The 22,890-nt window shown below is 67.0% G+C and carries 26 protein-coding genes; 13 read left to right on the forward strand and 13 right to left on the reverse strand.

Annotation, left to right across the window (positions count from 1 at the left end):
- Positions 1–24: 24 nt before the first annotated feature.
- On the reverse strand, positions 25–789 hold the full coding sequence (gene purC, locus ASV56_RS05655; RefSeq protein ID WP_017999789.1) for a phosphoribosylaminoimidazolesuccinocarboxamide synthase: 765 nt from the start codon (positions 787–789) through the stop codon (positions 25–27).
- 135 nt (positions 790–924) lie between these two features.
- On the opposite strand from purC, the gene ASV56_RS05660 reads away from it, so the two are divergent.
- A complete protein-coding gene (locus tag ASV56_RS05660) occupies positions 925–1,239 on the forward strand; it encodes a DUF1476 domain-containing protein (RefSeq protein ID WP_017999788.1) in 315 nt (104 codons plus the stop codon).
- A gap of 99 nt (positions 1,240–1,338) precedes the next feature.
- Here ASV56_RS05660 and fdhA read toward each other — a convergent pair whose 3' ends face one another.
- The 3 genes from fdhA to ASV56_RS05675 form a co-directional block, all read right to left on the reverse strand.
- Complete coding sequence (fdhA, locus tag ASV56_RS05665) at positions 1,339–2,523, reverse strand: formaldehyde dehydrogenase, glutathione-independent (RefSeq protein WP_062561142.1); 1,185 nt, start codon at positions 2,521–2,523, stop codon at positions 1,339–1,341.
- 177 nt (positions 2,524–2,700) lie between these two features.
- The gene (locus tag ASV56_RS05670) at positions 2,701–3,204 is read right to left on the reverse strand and encodes a PaaI family thioesterase (RefSeq protein WP_062561143.1); all 504 of its coding nucleotides are present in this window, start codon (positions 3,202–3,204) and stop codon (positions 2,701–2,703) included.
- Position 3,205: 1 nt separating this feature from the next.
- Positions 3,206–3,649, reverse strand: coding sequence for a PaaI family thioesterase (locus ASV56_RS05675; protein WP_062561144.1), 444 nt, complete (start codon positions 3,647–3,649; stop codon positions 3,206–3,208).
- 156 nt (positions 3,650–3,805) lie between these two features.
- Here ASV56_RS05675 and ASV56_RS05680 point away from each other — a divergent pair, with 156 nt between their 5' ends.
- The 6 genes from ASV56_RS05680 to ASV56_RS05705 all read left to right on the forward strand — a co-directional run bounded on the left by ASV56_RS05680 (position 3,806) and on the right by ASV56_RS05705 (position 10,811).
- Positions 3,806–4,204: a MerR family transcriptional regulator gene (locus ASV56_RS05680; RefSeq protein ID WP_062561145.1), complete on the forward strand. Its 399-nt coding sequence runs from the start codon at positions 3,806–3,808 to the stop codon at positions 4,202–4,204.
- A gap of 94 nt (positions 4,205–4,298) precedes the next feature.
- Positions 4,299–4,688: a MerR family transcriptional regulator gene (locus tag ASV56_RS05685; protein WP_062561146.1), complete on the forward strand. Its 390-nt coding sequence runs from the start codon at positions 4,299–4,301 to the stop codon at positions 4,686–4,688.
- A gap of 27 nt (positions 4,689–4,715) precedes the next feature.
- Complete coding sequence (locus ASV56_RS05690; RefSeq protein ID WP_062561147.1) at positions 4,716–6,494, forward strand: acyl-CoA dehydrogenase C-terminal domain-containing protein; 1,779 nt, start codon at positions 4,716–4,718, stop codon at positions 6,492–6,494.
- A gap of 278 nt (positions 6,495–6,772) precedes the next feature.
- The gene (locus ASV56_RS05695) at positions 6,773–7,414 is read left to right on the forward strand and encodes a glutathione S-transferase family protein (RefSeq protein WP_062561148.1); all 642 of its coding nucleotides are present in this window, start codon (positions 6,773–6,775) and stop codon (positions 7,412–7,414) included.
- Positions 7,411–8,622, forward strand: a complete 1,212-nt coding sequence (locus ASV56_RS05700) for an acetyl-CoA C-acetyltransferase (protein ID WP_062561149.1) — start codon at positions 7,411–7,413, stop codon at positions 8,620–8,622. The genes ASV56_RS05695 and ASV56_RS05700 overlap by 4 nt, the downstream gene beginning before the upstream one ends.
- 11 nt (positions 8,623–8,633) lie before the next feature.
- Positions 8,634–10,811, forward strand: coding sequence for a 3-hydroxyacyl-CoA dehydrogenase NAD-binding domain-containing protein (locus ASV56_RS05705; protein WP_062561150.1), 2,178 nt, complete (start codon positions 8,634–8,636; stop codon positions 10,809–10,811).
- A gap of 152 nt (positions 10,812–10,963) precedes the next feature.
- Here ASV56_RS05705 and ASV56_RS05710 read toward each other — a convergent pair whose 3' ends face one another.
- Together ASV56_RS05710 and nth are read right to left on the reverse strand one after the other, a co-directional pair.
- Positions 10,964–11,971 (reverse strand): adenosine kinase, encoded by a 1,008-nt coding sequence (locus ASV56_RS05710; protein WP_062561151.1) that lies wholly within the window; start codon positions 11,969–11,971, stop codon positions 10,964–10,966.
- A complete protein-coding gene (gene nth / locus ASV56_RS05715) occupies positions 11,968–12,636 on the reverse strand; it encodes an endonuclease III (protein WP_062562248.1) in 669 nt (222 codons plus the stop codon). Before nth ends, ASV56_RS05710 begins: the two co-directional genes overlap by 4 nt.
- A 101-nt stretch (positions 12,637–12,737) precedes the next feature.
- Between nth and ASV56_RS05720 the strand changes: the two genes are divergently transcribed.
- A complete protein-coding gene (locus tag ASV56_RS05720) occupies positions 12,738–13,331 on the forward strand; it encodes a methylated-DNA--[protein]-cysteine S-methyltransferase (RefSeq protein WP_062561152.1) in 594 nt (197 codons plus the stop codon).
- A 153-nt stretch (positions 13,332–13,484) separates the two neighbouring features.
- Positions 13,485–14,165 carry a YiaD family glycine zipper/OmpA-like lipoprotein gene (locus ASV56_RS05725; protein ID WP_062561153.1) on the forward strand — a complete coding sequence of 227 codons (681 nt, stop codon included), beginning with the start codon at positions 13,485–13,487 and terminating at the stop codon, positions 14,163–14,165.
- Positions 14,166–14,342: 177 nt separating this feature from the next.
- Here the strand turns inward: ASV56_RS05725 and ASV56_RS05730 are convergent, their stop codons facing one another.
- The 5 genes from ASV56_RS05730 to ASV56_RS05750 form a co-directional block, all read right to left on the reverse strand.
- Complete coding sequence (locus tag ASV56_RS05730) at positions 14,343–14,897, reverse strand: F0F1 ATP synthase subunit B (RefSeq protein WP_017999774.1); 555 nt, start codon at positions 14,895–14,897, stop codon at positions 14,343–14,345.
- Positions 14,894–15,556 (reverse strand): F0F1 ATP synthase subunit B', encoded by a 663-nt coding sequence (locus tag ASV56_RS05735; RefSeq protein ID WP_082724742.1) that lies wholly within the window; start codon positions 15,554–15,556, stop codon positions 14,894–14,896. Before ASV56_RS05735 ends, ASV56_RS05730 begins: the two co-directional genes overlap by 4 nt.
- A gap of 76 nt (positions 15,557–15,632) precedes the next feature.
- Entirely contained in the window at positions 15,633–15,866 is a 234-nt protein-coding gene (locus ASV56_RS05740; RefSeq protein ID WP_010394077.1) for a F0F1 ATP synthase subunit C, read from the reverse strand.
- A 57-nt stretch (positions 15,867–15,923) separates the two neighbouring features.
- A complete protein-coding gene (locus ASV56_RS05745; RefSeq protein WP_062561154.1) occupies positions 15,924–16,664 on the reverse strand; it encodes a F0F1 ATP synthase subunit A in 741 nt (246 codons plus the stop codon).
- Between the two features lie 3 nt (positions 16,665–16,667).
- On the reverse strand, positions 16,668–17,009 hold the full coding sequence (locus ASV56_RS05750; RefSeq protein WP_062561155.1) for an AtpZ/AtpI family protein: 342 nt from the start codon (positions 17,007–17,009) through the stop codon (positions 16,668–16,670).
- 187 nt (positions 17,010–17,196) lie between these two features.
- On the opposite strand from ASV56_RS05750, the gene ASV56_RS05755 reads away from it, so the two are divergent.
- Together ASV56_RS05755 and ASV56_RS05760 are read left to right on the forward strand one after the other, a co-directional pair.
- Positions 17,197–17,547 (forward strand): ArsR/SmtB family transcription factor, encoded by a 351-nt coding sequence (locus tag ASV56_RS05755; protein ID WP_062561156.1) that lies wholly within the window; start codon positions 17,197–17,199, stop codon positions 17,545–17,547.
- Positions 17,548–17,679: 132 nt separating this feature from the next.
- Positions 17,680–18,846 (forward strand): Hint domain-containing protein, encoded by a 1,167-nt coding sequence (locus ASV56_RS05760; RefSeq protein WP_253879885.1) that lies wholly within the window; start codon positions 17,680–17,682, stop codon positions 18,844–18,846.
- A gap of 47 nt (positions 18,847–18,893) precedes the next feature.
- Here the strand turns inward: ASV56_RS05760 and ASV56_RS05765 are convergent, their stop codons facing one another.
- Entirely contained in the window at positions 18,894–20,495 is a 1,602-nt protein-coding gene (locus ASV56_RS05765; protein WP_062561157.1) for a bifunctional metallophosphatase/5'-nucleotidase, read from the reverse strand.
- Between the two features lie 134 nt (positions 20,496–20,629).
- Between ASV56_RS05765 and ASV56_RS05770 the strand changes: the two genes are divergently transcribed.
- Complete coding sequence (locus ASV56_RS05770; RefSeq protein ID WP_062561158.1) at positions 20,630–20,962, forward strand: DUF952 domain-containing protein; 333 nt, start codon at positions 20,630–20,632, stop codon at positions 20,960–20,962.
- Positions 20,959–22,017 carry a quinone-dependent dihydroorotate dehydrogenase gene (locus ASV56_RS05775; RefSeq protein ID WP_062561159.1) on the forward strand — a complete coding sequence of 353 codons (1,059 nt, stop codon included), beginning with the start codon at positions 20,959–20,961 and terminating at the stop codon, positions 22,015–22,017. The genes ASV56_RS05770 and ASV56_RS05775 overlap by 4 nt, the downstream gene beginning before the upstream one ends.
- Here the strand turns inward: ASV56_RS05775 and cysE are convergent.
- A complete protein-coding gene (cysE, locus tag ASV56_RS05780) occupies positions 22,014–22,853 on the reverse strand; it encodes a serine O-acetyltransferase (RefSeq protein ID WP_062561160.1) in 840 nt (279 codons plus the stop codon). The two genes, ASV56_RS05775 and cysE, sit on opposite strands and share 4 nt — an antisense overlap.
- Positions 22,854–22,890 lie beyond the last annotated feature (37 nt).

Here is a 22,890-nt window from a genome sequence, read left to right on the forward strand (position 1 = left end):
CGGGGCGGTCATGGTGGCGGTCCTTCAGTTGATGAGCGTGGGCTTGGTCAGCGAGGTGGTGTTGGCGGGCATCAGGCCCAGCCGGCGCGCCACCTCGGTATAGGCGTCGGTCAGGTTGCCCAGATCGCGGCGGAACACGTCCTTGTCCAGCTTCTGGCCAGTCTTGACGTCCCACAGCCGGCAGCTGTCCGGGCTGATCTCGTCGGCGACGATCAGGCGCATGAAATCGCCGTCCCAGATCCGGCCGATCTCGATCTTGAAGTCGATCAGCTTGATCCCGGCGCCGAAGAACACGCCCGACAGGAAATCGTTCACCCGCAGCGCCAGGCTGACGATGTCGTCCAGGTCCTGCTGGCTGGCCCAGCCGAAGGCGATGATATATTCCTCGGAGACGAAGGGGTCGCCCAGCTCGTCGTTCTTGAAGCTGTATTCGACGATCGGGCGCGGCAGGGGCGTGCCCTCCTCCATGCCCAGGCGCTTGGCGATGGAACCGGCGGCGAAGTTCCGCACGATCACTTCCAGCGGGATGATCTCGACCTGGCGCACCAGCTGCTCGCGCATGTTGATGCGGCGGATGAAGTGGTTCGGCACGCCGATATTGGTCAGCCCGGTCATGAAGAATTCGGACAGGCGATTGTTCAGCACGCCCTTGCCTTCGATGGTCGCCTTCTTCTGGGCGTTGAAGGCGGTGGCGTCATCCTTGAAATACTGGATCAGGGTGCCCGGCTCGGTGCCTTCGTAAAGGATCTTGGCCTTGCCTTCGTAGATTTTCTTGCGCCTTGGTGCCATGCTGCGCTTCTCCCGTCCGCAAGGTGACATTCTTTAATGGCGCTATAGGCCAGAAACGGGGTCAGGGGCAATACGGGCTTGCGATGCGCGGGCTTTAGGGCTCATATCTGGATCAATATTCAACCAGAGGCCGCCATGACCACCTTTGACGACCGCGAACGCGCGCAAGAGGCGAAATTCGCCCGCGACGAGGAACTGAACTTCAAGGCCGAGGCGCGCCGCAACCGCCTGCTCGGCGAATGGGCGGCGGGCCTCCTGGGCAAGACCGGCGACGACGCCCGCGCCTATGCGCTGACCATCGTCAGTTCCGATTTCGACGAGCCGGGCGACGAGGACGTCTATCGCAAGCTCAGCGCCGACCTGGCCGGCAAGGTGGACGAGCAGACCATCCGCAGCCAGATGGTCGCGCTGCGCGCCACCGCGCGCAACCAGATCGTCGACGAGAGCTGATCCGCCGCAAGCCGGACGCGCCATGAAAAACTCCCCGCCACGGCGGGGAGTTTTGCGTTTCAGGCCCGGGATCTCAGGCCACCGACCCGCCATGCGGCGTCACGCCGCCAATCCGCCATGCGGGTCCAGCACGTATTTCCTGGCCACGCCGGCATCGAAGCTTTCATAGCCCGCCACCGCCTGGTCCAGCGGGATGATCGTCGCATTGACGATATCGGCGATGGGCAGGCGGTCGTGCAGGATCGCCTGCATCAGTTGCCGGTTGTATTTCAGCACCGGGGTCTGGCCGGTGTGCAGCGACTGCGCCTTGGCCCAGCCCAGGCCGAAGCGCATCGACAGGCTGCCATGCTTGGCGGCATTGTCGACCGCGCCCGGATCCTCGGTCACGTAAAGCCCGGGGATGCCGATCTGGCCGGCGGCGCGGGTGATCTCCATCATCTGGTTCAGCACGATGGCCGGCTGCTCGCCGCCGGAATGGCCGCGCGCCTCGAACCCCACGGCGTCGATGGCCGAATCGACCTCGGGCGTGCCGGTGATCTCGGCGATCATGTCGCCCAGGCGATCGGATTTCGACAGGTCCACCGGCTCGAAGCCGACCTTGCGGGCGTGCTCCAGCCGCTCCTTGTTGAAGTCGCCGATCATCACCACCGCGGCGCCGAGGATGCGGGCCGAGGCCGCCGCGGCAAGGCCCACGGGACCGGCGCCCGCGACATAGACCACCGAGCCCACGCCGACGCCGGCCTTGACCGCGCCGTGAAAGCCGGTGGGCAGGATGTCCGACAGCATGGTCAGGTCGCGGATCTTCGACATCGCCCGGTCGCGATCCGGGAATTTCAGCAGGTTGAAATCGGCATAGGGCACCATGACATAGCGCGCCTGCCCGCCGATCCAGCCGCCCATGTCGACATAGCCATAGGCACCGCCGGCGCGCGACGGGTTCACCGTCAGGCAGACGCCGGTGTCGCCCTCGCGGCAGCAGCGGCAGCGGCCGCAGGCGACGTTGAACGGCACCGAGACGATGTCGCCGATCTCCAGCATCTCGACATCGGCGCCCTTCTCGATCACCTCGCCGGTGATCTCATGGCCCAGCACCAGGCCGGGCTCGGCGGTGGTGCGGCCGCGCACCATATGCTGGTCCGAGCCGCAGATATTGGTCGAGACCACCTTCAGGATCACGCCATGCTCGATCTTGCGCCCGTCGGGGGATTGCAGTTTCGGGTCGGCGATATCTTGCACCTCGACCTTGCCGGGGCCGATATAGACCACGCCTCTGTTGCTGCTCATGCGATCTCTCCTCCATGATCGTCTGCGGCGCGTGGCCTGCCCGGCCGCGCGCGTCAGCCCCTCGCCGCGCAAAGCGCGGGTCTCCTGCCGATCCTAATCCAGGAAACGGCGCAAAATGCGCCGATTGCGACATGCGGGGCGACGATTAAGACATGCGCGGCCTGCGCCGCCGCCGTCCTAGCCGCCCTGCGGCATCAGGAAATGCCCGGTCGCCTGGGCGAAAAGCTTCTGGCGATGGTCCTGCCAGCCCTCGACATGCACGCTGGCATAGCGCCGTCCGGACCGCACCACCCGCGCCCGGGCATAGGCGTCGCGCGGCAGGCCCGAGCGCAGGTAATCCACGGTGAAGTCGATGGTCTTGGGCAGGCGCGGCAGGCTTTCGGGCACGGCGGCATCGGGGGCGATGCGGCCCTGCTCCATGTCCTCCCAGATCTGGGTCCAGGTCAGCTCGACGATGGCCGCCACCTCCAGGAAGGCGGCCGTCACCCCGCCGTGGATCGCCGGCAGCATCGGGTTGCCGATCAGCTTCTCGTCAAAGGGCAAGACGGCGGTCAGCTCGTCGCCGCGCCGGTCGAAGCTGATGCCCAGCCAGCGGATATAGGGCACGCTGCCCACCAGGGCGTTCAGCGCATTGTTGCGGCGCGACTTGATCGCCGACAGCGGCTCGTTGCGATCCGCCATTTCAGCGCTCCACCGTGAAGGCGCCGGTGGCCGAGGCGACCGGGCGGCTGTCGTCGTCATCCATCGCCACCGCGCGCACGAAGGCGACCGAGCGGGTGATGTGATAGCAGCTCGCCTTGGCGCGGATCGCCTGGCCGGGCACGGCGGGGCGCATGTAGTCGATGCGCAGGTCGATGGTCGCGGTCGAGCGGGCGCCGGTCGGATGCGCCATCACCGCCGCCCCGCAGCAGGTGTCCATCAGCGCCGAGATCACCCCGCCATGGATCACGCCGCTGCGCGGATCGCCGACCAGATCCTCGCGCCAGGGCAGCGAAATCTCGGCCCCCTCATCCGAGAGCATGTCGAAGCGCATCCCCAGCGCACGCGCATGCGGGATCACCTCGATGAACTGGCGCGCGATGCGGCGGCGCTGTTCGGACAGGTCGGACGGGGCTTCCTCGGTCATGCGGCTGGGCTCTCCTGGCTGGTTGGCAGAATGGTAACAGCCCCTGTCCGGCTGGCAAGCCCGCCCGCCAAACCGGCACGACCGACCAAAGGTTGAGTTTGCGTCCGGCCCGCGATAGGCTCGCCCCCGATGCGCGCCCGCGGCGAGGTTCACGCGATGACCGGTAACGAATACATTGGCTTCAAGGAAATGTGTGCGCGTTTCGACGTGACGCCGCGCACGCTGCGGTATTACGAATACATCGAATTGCTCAGCCCCCGAAAAGAGGGCCGCTCGCGCTTCTACGGCCCGCGCGAGATCGCGCGGATGAAGCTGATCCTGCGCGGCCGCCGCTTCGGCTTCTCGCTCGAGGACATCCGGCAATGGCTGCTGATCTATGGCGAAAAGGGCACGCACGAACAGTATCGGGTCTGGATCGAACTGGCCGACCGCCAGCTCGACGTGCTGGCCCAGCAGCGCCAGGAACTGGAAGCCGCCATCGCCGACCTGCGCGACCTGCGCGACGAGACCGAGGCGCTGCTGTCGCGGATGGAGGCCGATCCCCGCGACGCCTGAGGGATGGCCTGACGCCACGTCGGGGCTTACGTGAACGTAAACCTCGCCTATATTCCATCCCGAGAGCAACGGCTGGGGAAAAGGAGGCATCGGCATGGGCGACACGTTGATGACCATCCGGCAGATGTGCGACGCCTTCGAGGTGACGCCGCGCACGCTGCGCTTCTATGAGGCGCGCGAGCTGCTGTTTCCGCAACGCAACGGCCAGCACCGGCTTTACGGCCGCACCGACCGGGCGCGGCTGAAGCTGATCCTGCGCGGCAAGCGCTTCGGCTTCTCGCTGGAACAGATCCGGCAGCTGCTGGAGCTCTATGACCCGGCCGAGCGCAATATCACCCAGACCGAGGCCACCCTGGCCACCGCGCGCGAGCGGCTGGCCGACATGGAACGCCAGCACCAGGAACTGGGCATCGCGCTTTCCGAGCTGCGCGACCAGATCGCCCAGGGCGAGACCTGGCTGCAAAACCTGAAATCCGGCGCCTGACCCGGCGCCAACCCTTTGGGAGGACCGATGACCACCTATGCCGCCCCCATCCGCGACATGCAATTCGTGCTGCACGACGTGCTGCGGATCTCGCAGCAGGACTTGCCCGGTCATGGCGATCTGGACCGCGAATTCACCGAAGCCGTGCTGGACGCCGCCGGCAAGCTGGCCGCCGAGGTGCTGGCGCCGCTGAACGCGGTGGGCGACCGCCAGGGCTGCCGGCTGGAAAACGGCGTAGTGCGCACCCCCGAAGGCTTCAAGGCAGGGTTCGAGCGCATGCGCGAAGGCGGCTGGACCGCGCTGGACTGCGACCCCGAATTCGGCGGCCAGGGCATGCCCTATGTGATCGGCCTGGCGGCGGGCGAGATGTTCTCGGCCGCGAACATGGCCTTCACCATGTATCAGGGCCTGACCCATGGCGCCTATTCCGCCATCCACGCCCATGGCAGCGACGAACAGAAGGCGACCTACCTGCCGAAGATGGTCAGCTGCGAATGGACCGGCACCATGAACCTGACCGAGCCGCATGCCGGCACGGATCTGGGCCTGCTCCGCACCAAGGCCGAACCGCAAGAGGATGGCAGCTACCGCATCACCGGGCAGAAGATCTTCATCTCGGCCGGCGACCACGACATGTCGGAAAATGTCATCCACCTGGTCCTCGCCAAGGCACCCGGCGGCGGCGAGGGCACCAGGGGCATCTCGCTGTTCATCGTGCCGAAATTCCTGGTGAACGAGGACGGGACCTTGGGCGAACGCAACGCCGTCTCGGTCGGGAACCTTGAAGAAAAGATGGGCATCCACGGCAACGCGACCTGCGTGATGAACTACGACGGCGCAAAGGGCTGGCTGCTGGGCGAACTGCACAAGGGCATGCGCGCCATGTTCACCATGATGAACGAGGCCCGCGTCGGCGTCGGGTTGCAAGGCTATGCCGTGGCCGAGGCCGCCTATCAGAACGCCGCTGCCTATGCCCGCGACCGGCTGCAGGGCCGCGCGGTGACCGGCGATGCCAATCCCTCCGGCCCGGCCGATCCGCTGATCGTGCATCCCGACATCCGCCGCAACCTGATGGACCAGAAAAGCTTCCTGGAGGGCGCCCGCGCGCTGGCCTTCTGGGGCGCGCATCTGATCGACCGCGCGCATCTGGCGCAGGACAGGCAGGCGGACGACCTGGTGTCGCTGCTGACGCCGGTCATCAAGGGCTTCCTGACCGACAAGGGCTTCGATTGCGCGGTGCAGGCGCAGCAGGTCTTCGGCGGCCACGGCTACATCGAGGAACAGGGCATGTCGCAATTCGTCCGCGACGCCCGCATCGCCATGATCTACGAGGGCGCGAACGGCGTGCAGGCGCTGGACCTCGTCGGCCGCAAGCTCGCGGCCGAGGGCGGCAAGCCGATCATGGCCTTCTTCGAGATGGTGAAATCCGAGATCAAGGCGCAGGAAACCGACGAGGTGCTGCAGGCCCAGTTCTGCGAGCCGCTGAAGGCGGCCTCGAAGGACCTGCAAGCAGCGGCGATGTTCTTCATGGAGCAGGGCATGAAGAACCCGAACGCAGCCTTGGCCGGGTCCTATGACTTCATGCATCTCTTCGGCCATGTGGCGCTGGGGCTGATGTGGCTGCGCATGGCCGCCGCGTCGCGCAAGGCGCTGGAGGAAGGCACGCAGGACGCCACGTTCCACGAAACCAAGCTGGCGACGGGGCGCTATTACATGGCCCGGCAATTGCCGGCGACCGCGATGCATCTCGCCCGCATCCGCTCGGGTGCCGAGCCGGTGATGGCGCTGGATGCGGCGCGGTTCTAAAGATCGAGATTGTCGCCAGACTGAAATGTCGCATGGGTATTTGTGCAACAAAGAAGCTGACAGGGTTGCGCCCCGGCCACCCCCGCTGTTCAGGCGGGACAGGTTTTCGCCAGATGACCGGGGCGGCTTCTTCGTTGGCGGTCATCGGCTCCCCAGCCTGTACCGCAGATGCGATCCTAACCCTTGGCCGTTAACAACAGGTTAAAGCGTTTCTTCGTTGTAAAAATACCCATTGCGACGACAAAGCCTGGTGCTACCCGGAAGAAAGGATGAACAGCATGACCGCCCAGCTTCATTGTTTCGGAGAATCCGGTCACTCCTACAAGGTGGCGCTGATGATGCAGCTGACCGGCTATCCTTGGCAGCCGGTCTTCGTGGATTTCTTCGGCGGCGCCACGCGCAGCCCGGAATACCAGGCGCTGAACGAGATGGCCGAGGCACCCGTCTTCATCGAGGACGGGCGCAGCCTGACGCAATCCGGCGTCATCCTGTTGCACTTGGCCGAGCAGACCGGCCGCTTCGCGGAGGGGGACAGGGACGAAATCCTGCGCTGGCTGTTCTGGGACAATCACAAGGGCTCGGCGCAATTCGGCGCCTTGCGTTTCCTGATGAACTTCCTGCCGCCCGAGAAACGCCCGGCCGAGGTGATCGGCTGGATGCAGGGACGCTGCAAGGCGGCGCTCAAGACCCTGAACCAGCATCTGCAGGGCCGCGACTGGCTGGTGGGCGACAGGCCCAGCATCGCCGATCTGTCCTGTTGCAGCTACCTGTTTTACCCCGAGCCCTTCGGCTTCGACCGCGCCGACTGGCCGCATATCGACGCCTGGCTCGGCCGCATCCAGGCCCTGCCTGGCTGGAAACACCCCTATGACCTGATGCCCGGCAGCCCCGCCGACCGGGCCGCGAAGGAGGACGCATGACCGACGCCTATATCTACGATGCCGCACGCACGCCGCGCGGCAAGGGCCGCGCCGATGGCAGCCTGCATGAAGTCACCTCGGTCGCGCTCTCGGCCCGGTTGCTCGATGCGGTCAGGGAGCGCAACGGGCTCGAAGGACCTGCGGTCGAGGACGTGATCTGGGGCAATGTCACCCAGGTCAAGGAACAGGGCGGCTGCCTTGCCCGCTCGGCCGTGCTGGAAAGCGGGCTGGACGAGAGCATCCCGGGCCTTTCGGTCAACCGCTTCTGCGCCTCGGGCATGGAGGCGGTGAACCTGGCCGCGAACCAGGTCAAGGCCGGCGCCGGCCAGGCCTATATCGCCGGCGGGGTCGAGATGATGGGCCGCGTGCCGATGGGCAGCGACGGCGCCGCCATCGCCGTCGACCCCAGCCTGACCTTCAAGACCTATTTCGTGCCGCAGGGTATCTCGGCCGATATCATCGCCACCGAATACGGCTTTTCGCGCGACGACGCCGACCGGCTGGCGGTTGAATCGCAGCGCCGCGCCGCCCAGGCCTGGCAGGAAAACCGCTTCGCCAGGTCCATCGTCCCGGTCAAGGACCAGAACGGGCTGGTGATCCTCGATCGCGACGAATACCTGCGCCCCGGCACCACGATGGAGGACCTGGCCAAGCTCCGGCCCGCCTTCAAGGAGATGGGCGAGACGATGCCCGGCTTCGACAAGGTGGCGATGCTGAAATACCCGCATCTGGACCAGATCGACCACATCCACCATGCCGGCAACAGCTCGGGCATCGTCGATGGCGCCGCCGCGGTGCTGATCGGCAATGCCGAATTCGGCAAGGCCCATGGGCTGAAACCCCGCGCCCGCATCCGCGCCACCGCCAAGATCGGCACCGATCCGACCATCATGCTGACCGGCCCGGTGCCGGTGACGGAAAAGATCCTGCGCGAATCCGGCCTTTCCATCGGCGACATCGACCTGTTCGAGGTGAACGAGGCCTTCGCCTCGGTCGTGCTGCGCTTCATGCAGGCCTTCCAGGTCGATCCCGGCCTGGTCAACGTCAACGGCGGCGCCATCGCGCTGGGGCATCCGCTGGGCGCGACCGGCGCCATCATCATCGGCACGCTGCTCGACGAGCTCGAGCGGCAGGACAAGACCATGGGCCTTGCCACGCTTTGCATCGCGTCTGGCATGGGCGCCGCCACCATCATCGAGCGCGTCTGAGGGAGGGCGAGATGACCGATTTCACCATGGATAAAGGCGCCGACGGCGTCGCCATCATCACTTGGAACGTGCCGGGCAAGTCGATGAACGTGCTGTCGCTGGACGGCGCGGCCGAGCTGAACGCGCTGATCGACGACGCGCTGGCCGATACGGCCGTCAAGGGCGTGGTCATCACCTCGGGCAAGGCGGATTTCGCCGCCGGGATGGACCTGAATGTCATCGCCGCGATGAAGGACGGCGGCGCGCAGGCGGTGTTCGACGGCGTGATGACGCTGCACCGCCTGCTGCGCAAGATCGAACTGGCCGGGATGGACCCCAAGACGAAAAAGGGCGGCAAGCCCATCGCAGCCGCCCTGCCCGGCACCGCGCTGGGGATCGGTCTGGAACTGCCGCTGGCCACGCATCGCATCTTTGCCGCCGAGAACCCGAAGGCCAAGATCGGCCTGCCCGAGATCATGGTCGGCATCTTTCCCGGCGCCGGCGGCACCACCCGCCTGGTGCGCAAGCTGGGCGCCATGGGCGCCGCGCCCTTCCTGCTGGAAGGCAAGCTCAGCGACCCGGCCAAGGCCAGATCCGCCGGGCTGATCGACGAGGTGGCGGCCGATCCGCTGGCCGCCGCCCGCGACTGGGTGCTGAAGGCCTCGGATGCCGATCTGGTGAAGCCCTGGGATGCCAAGGGCTACAAGATGCCGGGCGGCGAACCCTACCATCCGGCCGGCTTCATGACCTTCGTCGGCGCCAGCGCCATGGTGCATGGCAAGACGCTGGGCGTCTATCCGGCGGCGAAGGCGCTGCTGAGCGCCGTCTATGAAGGCGCCATGGTGCCCTTCGACACGGCGCTGAAGATCGAGGCGCGCTGGTTCACCAACGTGCTGATGAATCCCTCCTCGACCGCGATGATCCGCAGCCTGTTCATCAACAAGGAGGCGCTGGAGAAGGGCGCGAACCGCCCCGAGGCGCCGGACCAGAGCGTGAAGAAACTGGGCATCCTCGGCGCCGGCATGATGGGCGCCGGCATCGCCTATGTCTCGGCCATGGCGGGAATCGAGGTGGTGCTGATCGACGCCGCCCAGGACGCCGCCGACCGCGGCAAGGCGCATTCGGCCGACCTGCTCGACAAGGCGATTTCGCGGCGCAAGGCGACCGAGGCGAAGAAGGCCCAGGTGCTGGCCCGCATCACCGCGACGACCGATTACGCCGCGCTGGCCGGCTGCGACCTGATCGTGGAAGCCGTGTTCGAGGATCCCAAGGTCAAGGCCGAGGTCACCGCCAGGGCCGAGGCGGTGATCCCCGCTGACGCGATCTTTGCCACCAATACTTCGACCCTGCCGATCAGCGACCTCGCCAATGCCAGCGCCCGGCCGGAACAGTTCATCGGCATCCACTTCTTCTCGCCCGTCGACAAGATGCTGCTGGTCGAGATCATCAAGGGCAAGGAGACCGGCCCGCGCGCCGTCGCCAAGGCGCTGGATTTCGTGCGCCAGATCCGCAAGACGCCGATCGTGGTGAACGACGCGCGCTTCTTCTACGCCAACCGCTGCATCATCCCCTATATCAACGAAGGCATCCGCATGGTGGCCGAAGGCGTCAGCCCGGTGCTGATCGAGAATGCCGCCAAGATGATGGGCATGCCGCTGGGGCCGCTGCAACTGGTGGACGAGACCTCGATCGACCTCGGCGTCAAGATCGCCAAGGCGACGCGGGCGGCGATGGGCGACGCCTATCCCGACGATGCGGTGGATGCGGTGATCTTCAAGCTGGCCGAGCAGGGCCGGCTGGGCCGCAAGGCCAAGGCGGGCTTCTACGACTATGACGAGGGGGCCAAGCGCCAGGGCTTCTGGTCCGGCCTCGCCGCCGAATGGCCCGAAACCCCCGAGCAGCCCGAGCTGACCGAGATCCAGCATCGCCTGATGTTCGCGCAGGCCCTGGAAGCCGTGCGCGCCCTGCAGGACGGCGTGCTGGAGGACATCCGCGAAGGCGACGTGGGCGCCATCCTGGGCTGGGGCTTCGCGCCCTGGTCGGGCGGTCCCTTCGGCTGGCTCGACATGCTGGGCGCGCCGCGCGCGGTCGAAATCGCCGAAAACCTCACCGGGAAGTTCGGCCCGCGTTTCACCCCGCCACAGCTTCTGAAGGACATGGCGGCAAAAGGCGAAAGCTTCTACGGCAAGACCGCCCGCAAGGCGGCCTGACCCGGAACCACCGGACAAGGCCGCCAGCCTCGGCCTTGTCCGAAACGTCGCATGGGTATTTGAACAACAAAGAAGGCGCATGAGACGCGCGCCTCCTCCGCTTCAGGCTTTCTTCGTTGTCCAAATACCCATGCTGCCCGCGCCACGGGCGGCTAGATCAGCCCTTCGCTCCGAAAGGCCGCCAGCAGATCGCTTTCCGGCCGGGCGCCGACATGCGAGATCACCTCGGCCGCCGCGATGCAGCCCATGCGGCCGGCGACCGCCAGCGGCACGCCGCGCGCCAGACCGTGGATCAGCCCGGCGGCGAACTGGTCCCCGGCGCCGGTGGCATCGACCGGCACCACGCGATGCACCGGCGCCGTCACCCGTTCCTCGCCGCGGATCAGGATGGCGTCCTCGCCCGAGCGGGTGCAGATCACCGTGCCGCAATCGGCCTGCGCAAGGGCCAGCGCCTGTTCCAGATCCTCGACCTGATAGAGCGACTGCCATTCGTGGACATTGCCGATGACATAGTCCATCGGCCCGGCGACCAGCCGGCGGAAACCCTCGCGGTGGCGGTCGACGCAGAACGGATCCGACAGAGCGATGCCGCCCTGGCCGCCCGCGGCGTGGCAGGCCTCGGCCGCCTTCAGGAACGCGGCCTTGCCCTCGGGCTTGTCGAAGAGATAGCCTTCGAGGAACAGCCAGTCGCAGCCGCTGAAGGTGGCAGGATTGACGTCCTCGGGGCCGATCTCGCCGGAAATCCCCAGATAGGTGTTCATCGAGCGCTCGCCGTCCGGCGTCACGAAGATGATCGAGCGCGAGGTCGGCGCCACCTGCCCCGCCACCGGCGGATTGACGAAGACCGTGCCGGCCGCCTCGGTCTGCTCGGCATAGCTGAGGCCCAGCGGATCGCCCGCCACCTTGCCGATGAAGGCGGTGCGCAGCCCCATCATCCCCAGTCCCGCCAACGTGTTCGCCACCGAGCCGCCCGGTACCAACCGGGCCTTGCCGGCCTGCGGATCGGCCGATTGCGCCGCCATCAGGAACTCGGACCGCTCGCGGTCGATCAGCTGCATGATGCCGCGCTGCACCCCCAGCCGCGCCAGCGTCGCGTCGCGGGTCGGCGCGATCACGTCCATCACGGCATTGCCGATGCCGATCACATAGGGGGTGGTCATTCGGTCTTCTCCTCATAGGGGCAGAGGTCTTCGATCGGGCAGATCTTGCAGCGCGGGCGGCGCGCCTGGCAGATATAGCGGCCGTGCAGGATCAGCCAGTGATGCGCATTCTGCTGGAAGGGGACGGGGACATTGTCCTCGATGGCGCGCTCGACCGCCTCGACGTCGCGGCCCGGCGCGATGCGGGTGCGGTTGCCGACGCGAAAGATATGGGTGTCGACCGCCTGGGCCGGGAAGTCGAAGACGCTGTTCAGCACCACGTTCGCGGTCTTGCGGCCGACGCCCGGCAGGGTCATCAGCGCGGCGCGCGACTGCGGCACCTCGCCGCCGTAAACCTCGACCAGGATGCGCGACAGCGCGATGACGTTCTTGGCCTTCTGGCGGTAAAGGCCGATGGTCTTGATCTGCTCGGTCAGCGCATCGACGCCCAGCTCCAGCATCTGTTGCGGCGTCGAGATCCGGGCGAACAGCGCCTTGGTCGACTTGTTCACACCCACGTCGGTCGCCTGCGCCGACAGCGCCACCGCGACCAGCAGGGTGAAGGCATTGCTGTATTCCAGCTCGGTCACCGGATTCGGGTTCGCCTCGCGGAAGCGCGAAAAGACCGCCACCTGCGCCGCATAGGGCAAGGCCGGGGGGGTGCGAAGGGATGCGCTGCGTGCCATGGCCTCCAGATGCCCCGCCCCGCCGTGAAGCGCAAGCATTCCGGCATGGATTCCCGGCGCGCCCGCGCTAGTCTGGCCGCACGGACAGAAGCGAGGTTGCCATGAACCGGACGTTGTTTTCTCCTGCCACCCCCGCCGACGGGCTGCGTATCGTCCTAGCCACCCGATCCGCCAGCGATGCCAAGGTGCTGTGCCTGGGCCGGTTCGAGACGCCGCTCGGCACCGTGGTGGCGCTGGGTGCCGGCGGCGCGCTCTGGGGCCTGGGCTTTGCCGGCGAGATGGCGCCCGACGCGGTGCTGGCCGACCTGATGGCGCGCTGGCCCGGTGCCCGTGCGGTCGAGGCGCCCGAGGCGCTGGCCCCCGCCATCACCGCCTTGCTGACCGGCAGCGGCGAGATCACCGTCGCGCTGTCCGGCACCGACTTCCAGCTGGCCGTCTGGCGCGCGCTGGCCGAGGTGCCGGCCGGCCAGGTCATCAGCTATGCCATGCTGGCCGAGCGCATCGGCCGGCCGCGGGCGCTGCGGGCGGTCGGCACGGCGGTGGGGCAGAACCCGGTCAGCTGGGCCATTCCCTGCCACCGCGTTACCCGGACCGACGGCAGCATCGGCGGCTATCACTGGGGCGCCGCGGTCAAGCGCGCCCTGCTGGCCCGCGAAGGCGCGAGCATCGCGCCGCGCGCCATCGCCGCATTGTGACGCCGAACCGCCGGATTTCTTCGCCTTTCTGTAGCCTTGGCCGGGAACTCATGCCATGGTCGCGGTGTTTGGGCTCCCAGAGCCGGAGGCCATGCTCCGGACCAGTCGCAAGGACAGGCGGCGGTGGATCGCCCCGAAAAGAAAGGTAAAAGAATGAAAACCCGTATTCCGCTGCTTCTCGCCTCGGCCGGCGCGATCGCCCTGACGGCCTGCGCGCCGACCGACCAATATGGCAGCACCGGCAGCACCACCGGCCAGGGCATGAATCGTGCCCAGCAAGGCGCCATCGCCGGCGCGGTGGTCGGCGGCATCCTGGGCGCGACCCGCGACAGTGACAAGAACGGCCAGGGCAAGGACGCCATCAAGGGCGCCATCGTCGGCGCGGCGGTCGGCGGCGTCGGCGGCGCGATCCTCGACCAGCAGCAGAAGGCGCTGCAGCAGTCGCTGAACAACCCGAACATCCGCGTGGTGAACAACGGCAATCACCTGTCGGTGATCATGCCGGAATCGACGCTGTTCGCGACCGATTCGGCGGCAGTGGGCGCGCAGGGGCAGAACGACCTCTACACCATCGCGCGCAACCTGAACCAATACCCGAACAGCACGATCCAGGTCGTCGGCCATACCGACAGCACCGGCTCGGCCGCCTACAACCAGGACCTGTCCGAGCGCCGGGCGCGTTCGGTCGCCGGTATCCTGACCGCCGGCGGCGTGGCCTCGAACCGCGTCGCAACCGCGGGCCGCGGCGCGAGCCAGCCCATCGCCTCGAACGACACCGCCGCGGGCCGGGCGCAGAACCGTCGCGTCGAAATCCTGATCTTCCCCTCGCGCTGATCCGCGAGACTGCAGCCGCAGGGCGCGGGCCGGCAGCCATGCTGCCGGCCCTTTGCCTTTGCGCCCTCGATGGGCGGAAAGGCAAAGATCCGGGCATGAAAAAACCCCGCGACGTTGCCGCCGCGGGGTTCAAGATCACTGTCCGGCGGGAACGCTTGGGCGCGTCCCTCGTTCGTTTCAGTTCAGGCGACGCGCCACGTCGTCGATGGCCTTGTCGATGCCGGCCGCGCGCTGTTCGGCGGTGGCCTGCTTGCCCAGAATCTCGGTCGCGGCCGAGATCGCGGTCTGGATCGCCCGGTCGCGCACGGCGCGGACCGCATCGCCCTCGGCGCTGGCGATCTGCTCCTCGGCAGCCTTCAGCCGGCGCTCGATCGACAGTTGCAGCGCCTTCTTGGCCTTCTCGGCCTCCAGCACCGCCTCGCGCTTGGCATTGGCGACGATCTCGTCGGCCTGGGTCTTGACCTCGCGCTGGCGCCGTTCGTAGCTCGCATAGATCTCCTGCGCTTCCTCGCGCAGGCGGCGGGCTTCGGCCAGGTCGTTGCGGATGCCCTCGGCGCGCTTGTCCAGCAGGCCGCCGACGATCTGCGGCACCCGGAAATACACCAGGATGCCGACGAACAGCAGGAAGGCCAGCGTGACGATGAAGTCGGTGTTGCGCAGCGAGAAGAACGGGCCGGTGGCCGCCAGGGCCGGGCTCGCCATCAGAGCAAAGAGAACGCTCAGACGTTTCATTGCAGCGCCCCCTTCAGCCGCTGATCGACCGCCTCGCCGACCAGGTTCTGGTCCGCGGCGCCGCCGAAATTCTCAACCAGAGCGGCCGTCACCTCGCGGGCGACCGAGCGCGCATCCTCGACGGCCGAGGCACGGATCTCGCCGATGCGCTTCTCGGATTCGGCCGAGCGGGCACCGATTTCCGCATCCGCATGCGCGATGGCGGCGTCGAGTTCCTTCTGCATCTCGGCCTTGTTGGCGGCGATGATCTTCTGCGCCTCGGAGCGGGCGTCGGCCAGCGCCTTGTCATAGGCGGCCTCGGCCTCCTTGGCCTTCTGCTTGAATTCCTCGGCCGCCATCAGGTCGCCGGTGATCGCGCCCTGCCGGTCCGAGATGACCCCGCCGATGCGCGGCAGCGCGATGCGCGACAGCACCCAATAGATCACGGCCAAGACGACCAGCAGCCAGAAGATCTGGTTGCCGAAAGTGCTGAAATCCAGTTGCGGCATGCCGGGGGCGCTGGCGGCGTGGCCGGCCGCACCATGGGCAGCATCCGCAGCACCGGCAACGGCATGGGCCGCATCGGCGCCATGGCCCGCCGCTTCGGCGGATTCGGTGATGACCACCGTTTCGGTTTCTTCGACCACGACGGGCGCGGTCTGTTGCAACAGGCTGAACATATCCTACCCCATGCCGGTCGTTTCACAATCGGGTGGGCGCGTCACGCCCCCACCCAACCGCAAGGATGGCAAAGGATCAGACTGCGAACAGCAGCAGCAGCGCGACCAGGAACGAGAAGATCCCCAGGGCTTCGGCGAAGGCCATGCCGATAAACAGCGTGGCGGTCTGCGAAGCGGCGGCCGACGGGTTGCGAAGGGCGCCCGCCAGGTAGTTGCCGGCGACATTGCCCACCCCCATGGCCGCACCAGCCATGCCGACGCAAGCCAAGCCGGCGCCGAGGTACTGTCCCAGTTGACCCAGATTTTCCATATTCATGCTCCTTGAGGCTTTGGAAAGGGTTTTCGATATGGTCCCGACAGCGGCCGCTCAGTGCGACGGATGCAGCGCGTCCTTCAGGTAGACGCAGGTCAGGATGGCGAAGACATAGGCCTGGATCAGCGCGACGAGCACCTCGAGGCCATACATGGCGGTGATGGCGACGACCGAGATCGGCGCGATGGCGGCAATGGCGGCGAAGGCGGCAAAGACCTTGATCACCGCGTGGCCGGCCATGATGTTGCCCGCAAGTCGGATGGAATGGCTGACCGGGCGCACGAAATACGAGATCAGTTCGATCACCGCCAGAATCGGCCGCAGCGCCAGCGGCGCCGAGCTGACCCAGAACAGGCCCAGGAAATGCGCGCCGTTCTTGACGAAGCCCAGGATGGTGACGCCCAGGAAGACCATGACCGCCAGCACCGCCGTCACCGCGATATGCGAGGTCGGCGAGAAGGATTTCGGCAGCAGGGCCAAGAAGTTCGCGAACAGGATGAAGCAGAACAGCGTCATCACATAGGGGAAGTATTTCAGCCCGTCCTTGCCGGCCACGTCCTCGACCATCTTGCGGACCATGCCGTAAAGCAGCTCGGCGATGGATTGCAGGCGGTTCGGCACGATGGCGCGGCCGCGGGTGCCGAAGACCAGAAGCGCGGTGATCGCCAGGGCGGCCAGCGCCATCCACAGCGTCGCGTTGGTGGGCGTGTACCAGTTCAGCTCGCCGCCGAACAACGGCTTGACGACGAATTGATCCATCGGATGGAAGGTCAGGCCACCGGTTTCTTCTGCCATTTGTCACTCACCCTTGTCGTCGCCGGGCTGACCCGGTGTCTTGCCTATCTCATTGGCGGTCCGCATCATGGTCTTGATGCCGGCCGCAAGGCCCAGCAACACGAAGACCACCATGAAGACCGGCCGCAAGCCGGTCACATAGTCCAGCCCGAACCCGATCAGAAAGCCGATCCCCAGACCGGCCACCAGTTCCGTCACCATGCGCCAGGCCATGTTGGCCTGGCTGAAATGCTCTTCCCCGCGCGAAGGCGGCTCTTCCTTCGCCTTCTCACCCAGCCGGGTCTCCAGCGCGCGCAGCCGCTCCGCGTCCCGGGCCCGCGCGGCGTCATGGTCGTGCTCGGCCACGGCTCACACCCCCGTTATCGGTTGCGGCGGTGATAGGGGCTGATGCCCCCCGAGTCAAGCAACGCGGGTCGCGATGCAACCCATTGAAATTGCTTGGTTATGGAAATCGCGCCGGCGCGAAGAATCCCGGGCTTGCGGCGGGTGGCGCTTCCGGACCATATTCAACCGGATAGTTAAGCAAAGCCCGATGTCCGCGCCGCACCCCAGCCTCGACGCCATCTTCTCGGCCCTTGCCGACCCGACGCGGCGGGCGATCCTTGCCATGCTGCTGGAGGACGACATGGCGGTGACCGATGTCGCAGCGCCCTTCCAGGTCAGCCTGGCGGCGATTTCCAAGCATCTGGCGGTGCTCGCGGCGGCGGGGCTGATCCGGCAGGAGCGGCGCGGCCGCATCATCTGGTGCAAGCTGGAGCCCGACGGGCTGCGCAACGCCTCGGTCTGGATGCAGGGTTTCGGCCAGTTCGAGCCGGTGGATCTCGACGATTTCGAGCGTTTCCTGCGTCACGCCCTGCCGCTGGGTGACGAGCCGGAGACCTAATCAACTCGCGCAAAAGTTGCAAGATCGCCACATGCCCACCTTGCCGTGCGGCGACAAATTAACCTTTTATTGATAAATGGCGCATCGGATCCGTATCAAGCCTGACAACCTGTGATTGTTTCCGAGGCTGCCATGGAATACCGTATCGCGATGGCGACGTTCCCGAGCCAGGTTTACAACGACCCCGGCGCGACGGGGTCGGACAAATATCTGCCCTTCCTCTACCGCCGCGAGATCAGCTTTGCCGAGGCCCGGATGGGCGAGATCCGCATCGAGGACGACGACCCACGCTTCGGCTATCTCTCGCGTGGCGGTTCGGGCAGCTTCTACGACGATCCCGGCAGCGACGACGGCCAGGCGCTGCTGGAGCCCGCCAGCTTCGGCCCCGACAGCGCGGCCGAGGCGCTGGCGACAGGCCAGCGGATCTCGTTCCAGGATGCCGCGATCCTGCGGGACGCGGCGGGGAACGAATTCTATGTCTGCTTTCCGACCTATGTGGATTATGATATCTCGGGCTATCCGCTCGAGCTTGGCGGCCGCCACAGCGTCCTGATCCTGCCGAAGATGCGGCTGGATTCGGGTGGTCAACCCACTTGGCCGCAGTTCGATCCCGCGGCGGAATTCACCTATGTCGGCAGCTACAAGATCGGTGTCGGCCAGACCTCGGTCGCCTATGATCCGACGGTGCCGGCGGCGCCCTGCTTCACCCCCGGCACCCTGATCGAGACCCCCACTGGCGCGAGACCCGTCGAGGAGTTGCAGCCCGGAGATGCCGTCCTGACCCGCGATCACGGCATGCAGGCGCTGCGCTGGATCGGCGGGACGGCGCTGGACGGCCGACAACTGGACCTGCAGCCGAACCTGTGTCCCATCCTGATCCCGCGCGACGCGCTTGGCCCGAGCCTGCCGGCGCGCGACCTGCTGGTCTCGCCGCAGCATCGCGTCCTGCTGCGCTCGGCCATCGCGGCGCGGATGTTCGGTGCCGACCAGGTGCTGGTCGCGGCCAAGCACCTGACCGCGCTGCCCGGTGTCCGCGTCCTGCGACCGGCTGCGGGCGTGCGCTACCTGCATCTGCTCTTCGACCGGCACGAGCTGGTGCGCTCGAACGGCATCTGGACGGAATCGCTGCTGACCGGGCCGCAGGCACTGCTCGCGCTTTCGGCCGCCGCGCGGCGCGAGATTCGCGCCCTGCTGCCTACTCTGCCGCAGGACCCGGCGCGGCGCCTGACCACCGGCCGCCAAGGCCGCAAGCTGGTCGAGCGCCACCTGCGCCACGACCGTGCTTTCCTGCCGGCCTGAGCCGGACGCCAGAACGCAAAAAAGCCGGGCAAAAGCCCGGCCCGTTCTCATTTCACGGTGATGCGCCCGTCCAGCTTCGGCGTGAAGCCCGGCCCCTGCCGGGCCAGGTAGTCCGCCAGCACTTCCGCCAGGTCGGGCCCGAAGTCATAGGCATTGATCGCCTTCTCGGCAAAGACCTTGTAGCCGTCGCCGCCGCCGCGCATGTAGTTCTGCGACACCACGCCATAGGTCGCGTTCGGGTCGATCGGCACCCAGTTCGTGCCATCGCGGACCTGCACCTCGCTGATCCGGTGCCCGACCTCGGCCGCCGGATCGACGGTGTATTTCAGCCCCGCGACCTGCGCGAAGCGACCGGCGCCCTGCTCGATCTGGCTCGCACCGTTCTCCAGCGCCGCAACCACGTCCGCGCCTTTCAGCTGGAAGGTCGAGAGTGTGTTCTGGAACGGCAGCACCGACAGCACGTCGCCCATGGCAACCGGCCCAGCCTGGATCGAGGCCCGCAACCCGCCGCCGTTCTGGATCGCGATGGTGATGCCCTGGTCCTTGACCCGCGCCAGCATCGCCTCGGCCACCACGTTGCCCATCTCGCATTCCCTGGCGCGGCAGGTCTCGCGGCTGCCGTCGATGGGCGCGGCGATCTCGGCCACGCGCTTGGCCTTCAGCTCCTCGATGGGCGCCGCCATCTCCTTGACCCGCGCCGCCAGCTTGGGATCCGGCGCGACCGAGGCATCCAGCAGGATCGGCTCGCCCTCGACCTTGACCAGCTTGCCGGCGTCGTCCCAGGTCAGCACCAGATGGCCCAGGTATTTGCCATAGGCATAGGCAGTCGCGACCGGCACCTCGACGCCGTCCGCGCCCTTGACCATGGTGGGATAAGGCCCTTCGGCGCCCTCCATGTCACCCAGCAGCGTATGGCTATGCCCGCCGATCAGGGCGTCAATGCCCCCGACCTCGGCCGCGAACTGCTGGTCGCGCTGATAGCCGGAATGGGTCAGCGCGATGATCTTGGTGACGCCGGCGTCGGTCAGCTCCTGCACCTCGGCCTTCAGGCTGTCCATGTCGTCCTTGAAGATGACCTTGTCGCCCGGCGCCGCGGTCTCGGGTGTGTCCATCGCCAGGGCCGAGACGACGCCGACCTTCTCACCACCCACCTCCAGCGTCAGCGCGGCCCCGACCTTGCCCTTCAACTCGGGCGATTGCGACAGGTCCAGGTTGCCCGAGAGGACGGGGAACTTCACCCCTTCGGCCAGGATCTGCAGCCCGCCCGGGCCGTCGTCGAACTCGTGATTGCCGACCGCCATGGCGTCATAGCCGATGGCGTTCATGAACTCGACCGTGTCCTTGCCCTTGTAGGTCGTATAAAACAGGCTGCCCTGATACTGGTCGCCGGCGTCCAGCACGACGACATTCTGCCCGTCAGCCTTCAGCTGGTCGCGCAGTTCGGTGATCTTGGCGCCCAGCCGAGCGACGCCGCCGAAACATTCGTTCTTGGCCTCGGCCTCGGCATCGCAGGTGTTGTCGTATTTGGTGATCGGCTCGATCCGGCTGTGAAAATCGTTGGTATGCAGAACGTGCAGCGTAAAATCCGCCTGCGCCGCACCCGAGGACAGCACCACTGCCGCCACTGACACCAGGAGCCAACGTTTCATCTTAACCCTCTCGTCACGAAATGTCTGGACATGGGAAAGATTGGTCGAAGCCCTAGCAGGCGTCAACCAACGAAGCCGTATGTCGCCAAAGGTTCACGCTTGACGGCGCAGCACCCGCGACGCATGAACCGGCCATGCTGGCCTACAAGATTTTCCGCGATCCCGAATACCAGGCATTCCTGCGCGATGGCCGCAGCGCCGGCGCACCGGTGGACTTGGCCGATGGCTATATCCACCTGTCGACAGCAGCACAGCTGCCCGGCACGCTTGCCAGGCATTTCGCCGGCGAACTGGGCCTGCACCTGCTCGCCGTCGAGACCGAAGGTCTGGAGCCCCTCCGCTGGGAGCCATCGCGCGGCGGCGACCTCTTCCCGCATCTCTACCGCGACTTGCGGGCCGAGGACGTGCTCTGGTCCCGCGCCCTGCCCCTCGGCCCCGACGGCCACGACATCGGAGACCTGGCATGACCCCCATCGAACGGCTGGGCCTTGCCGCGCTGCACCGGCTGGACCCCGAGCGTGCGCATGACCTTTCGATCCTCGCGCTGCAACGCGGGCTGGTTCCCCTGCCCGGCGCGCCCGTCACCTCGCCGCGCCTGCGGCTTCAGCTGGCCGGCCTCGATCTGCCGAACCCGGTTGGCCTGGCCGCCGGCTACGACAAGAACGCCCGCGCGCTGCCCGCGCTGATGCGTGCAGGCTTCGGCTTCATCGAGATCGGCGCCGCCACCCCGCGCCCGCAGCCAGGCAACCCCAAGCCGCGCCTGTTCCGCCTGACCCAGGACCGCGCCATCATCAACCGCTTCGGCTTCAACAACGAAGGCGCGCAAGCCATCGCCCAACGCTTGGCCCGGCGCCCCGCCGGCATCCCTGTCGGGCTGAACATCGGCGCGAACAAGGACAGCACCGACCGCAGCGCCGATTTCGCCGAAGTCGTGCGCATCGCCGGCGCCCATGCCGATTTCCTGACCGTCAATGTCTCGTCCCCGAACACCGAAAAGCTGCGCGACCTGCAAGGCCCGCAGGCTCTGGCCGCGCTTCTGCAAGGCGTGCTGGCCGCGCGCGATGGCCTGCCGAACCGCCCGCCTGTCTTCATCAAGATCGCCCCGGACCTCGACGACGCAGGGCTGGCCGACATCGCCGCCGTGGCGCTGGCCGCGCCGGTCGATGCGATCATCGCGACCAATACGACGCTGTCGCGCGCCGGCCTCACCGCGCCCCACGCAAGCGAGGCCGGCGGCCTTTCCGGCGCGCCGATCTTCGACCGCGCGACCCGCGTGCTCGCCCGTCTCTACCGCGAAACGCAGGGCCGCGTGCCGCTGATCGGCGTCGGCGGCATCGGCTCGTCCGAGCAGGCCTGGCAAAAGCTCCGCGCCGGTGCCTCGGCTGTGCAGGTCTATTCCGCGCTGATCTACCAAGGGTTTTCGCTGGCCGCAGAAATCGCACGCGACATCGACGCCCGGCTCGCGCGCGAAAAGCTCACGCTGGCCGAACTGACCGGCAGCGGCAACGCCGACTGGCTCTAGAACAGGTCCTCGTGGCCCAGCAGCTGGTTCATGCTGCTGGAAGGCTCGGAACAGCCCGCATCGCCCACGATCCGCGCCGGCACGCCGGCCACGGTCTTGCAGGGCGGCACCTCGCTCAGCACCACCGAGCCGGCGGCGATGCGCGAATGATGCCCGACGCGGATATTGCCCAGCACCTTGGCGCCCGCCCCGATCATCACGCCATTGCCGATCTTGGGATGGCGGTCGCCGTCTTCCTTGCCGGTGCCGCCCAGCGTCACCGAATGCAGCATGGACACGTCGTTGCCGACCACGGCCGTCTCGCCGATGACGATGGAATGGGCATGGTCGATCATCACCCCGGTGCCGATCCGGGCAGCCGGGTGGATATCGACGCCAAAAACCTCGGAACAACGCATCTGCACGAAATAGGCCATGTCGCGCCGGCCCTGCTCCCACAGCCAATGGCCGATGCGATAGGCTTGCAGCGCCTGATAGCCCTTGAAGAACAGGATGGGCTGCATCAGCCGATGCGTGGCCGGGTCGCGCTCATAGACCGCCAGCAGGTCGCCCTGCGCCGCGGCCGACAGCTCCGGCGACCGCGCAAAGGCGTCGTCCGCGATCTCGCGCAGGATCTGCTCGCTCATCTCGCGCGAGGCCAGCTTCAGCGAAAAGCGATAGGCCAGCGCCGCCTCGAAGGTCGCGTGATGCAGCAGCCCGGCATGGATCAGCGCGCCCAGCAGCGGCTCGTCGCGCACGGCGATGCGCGCCTCGCGCTGGATGCGCCCCCAGACCGAATCGCGCGGAGCGTCGCGCATGTCGGAAAGCGGCTCGATCATGTCTTTTTGCAGGTTCATTCGGGGCCCGCCCGTCAGTTTCATCCTTCATTCTTAA

This window comes from Paracoccus aminovorans (assembly GCF_001546115.1).
Classification (GTDB): Bacteria; Pseudomonadota; Alphaproteobacteria; order Rhodobacterales; family Rhodobacteraceae; genus Paracoccus; species Paracoccus aminovorans_B.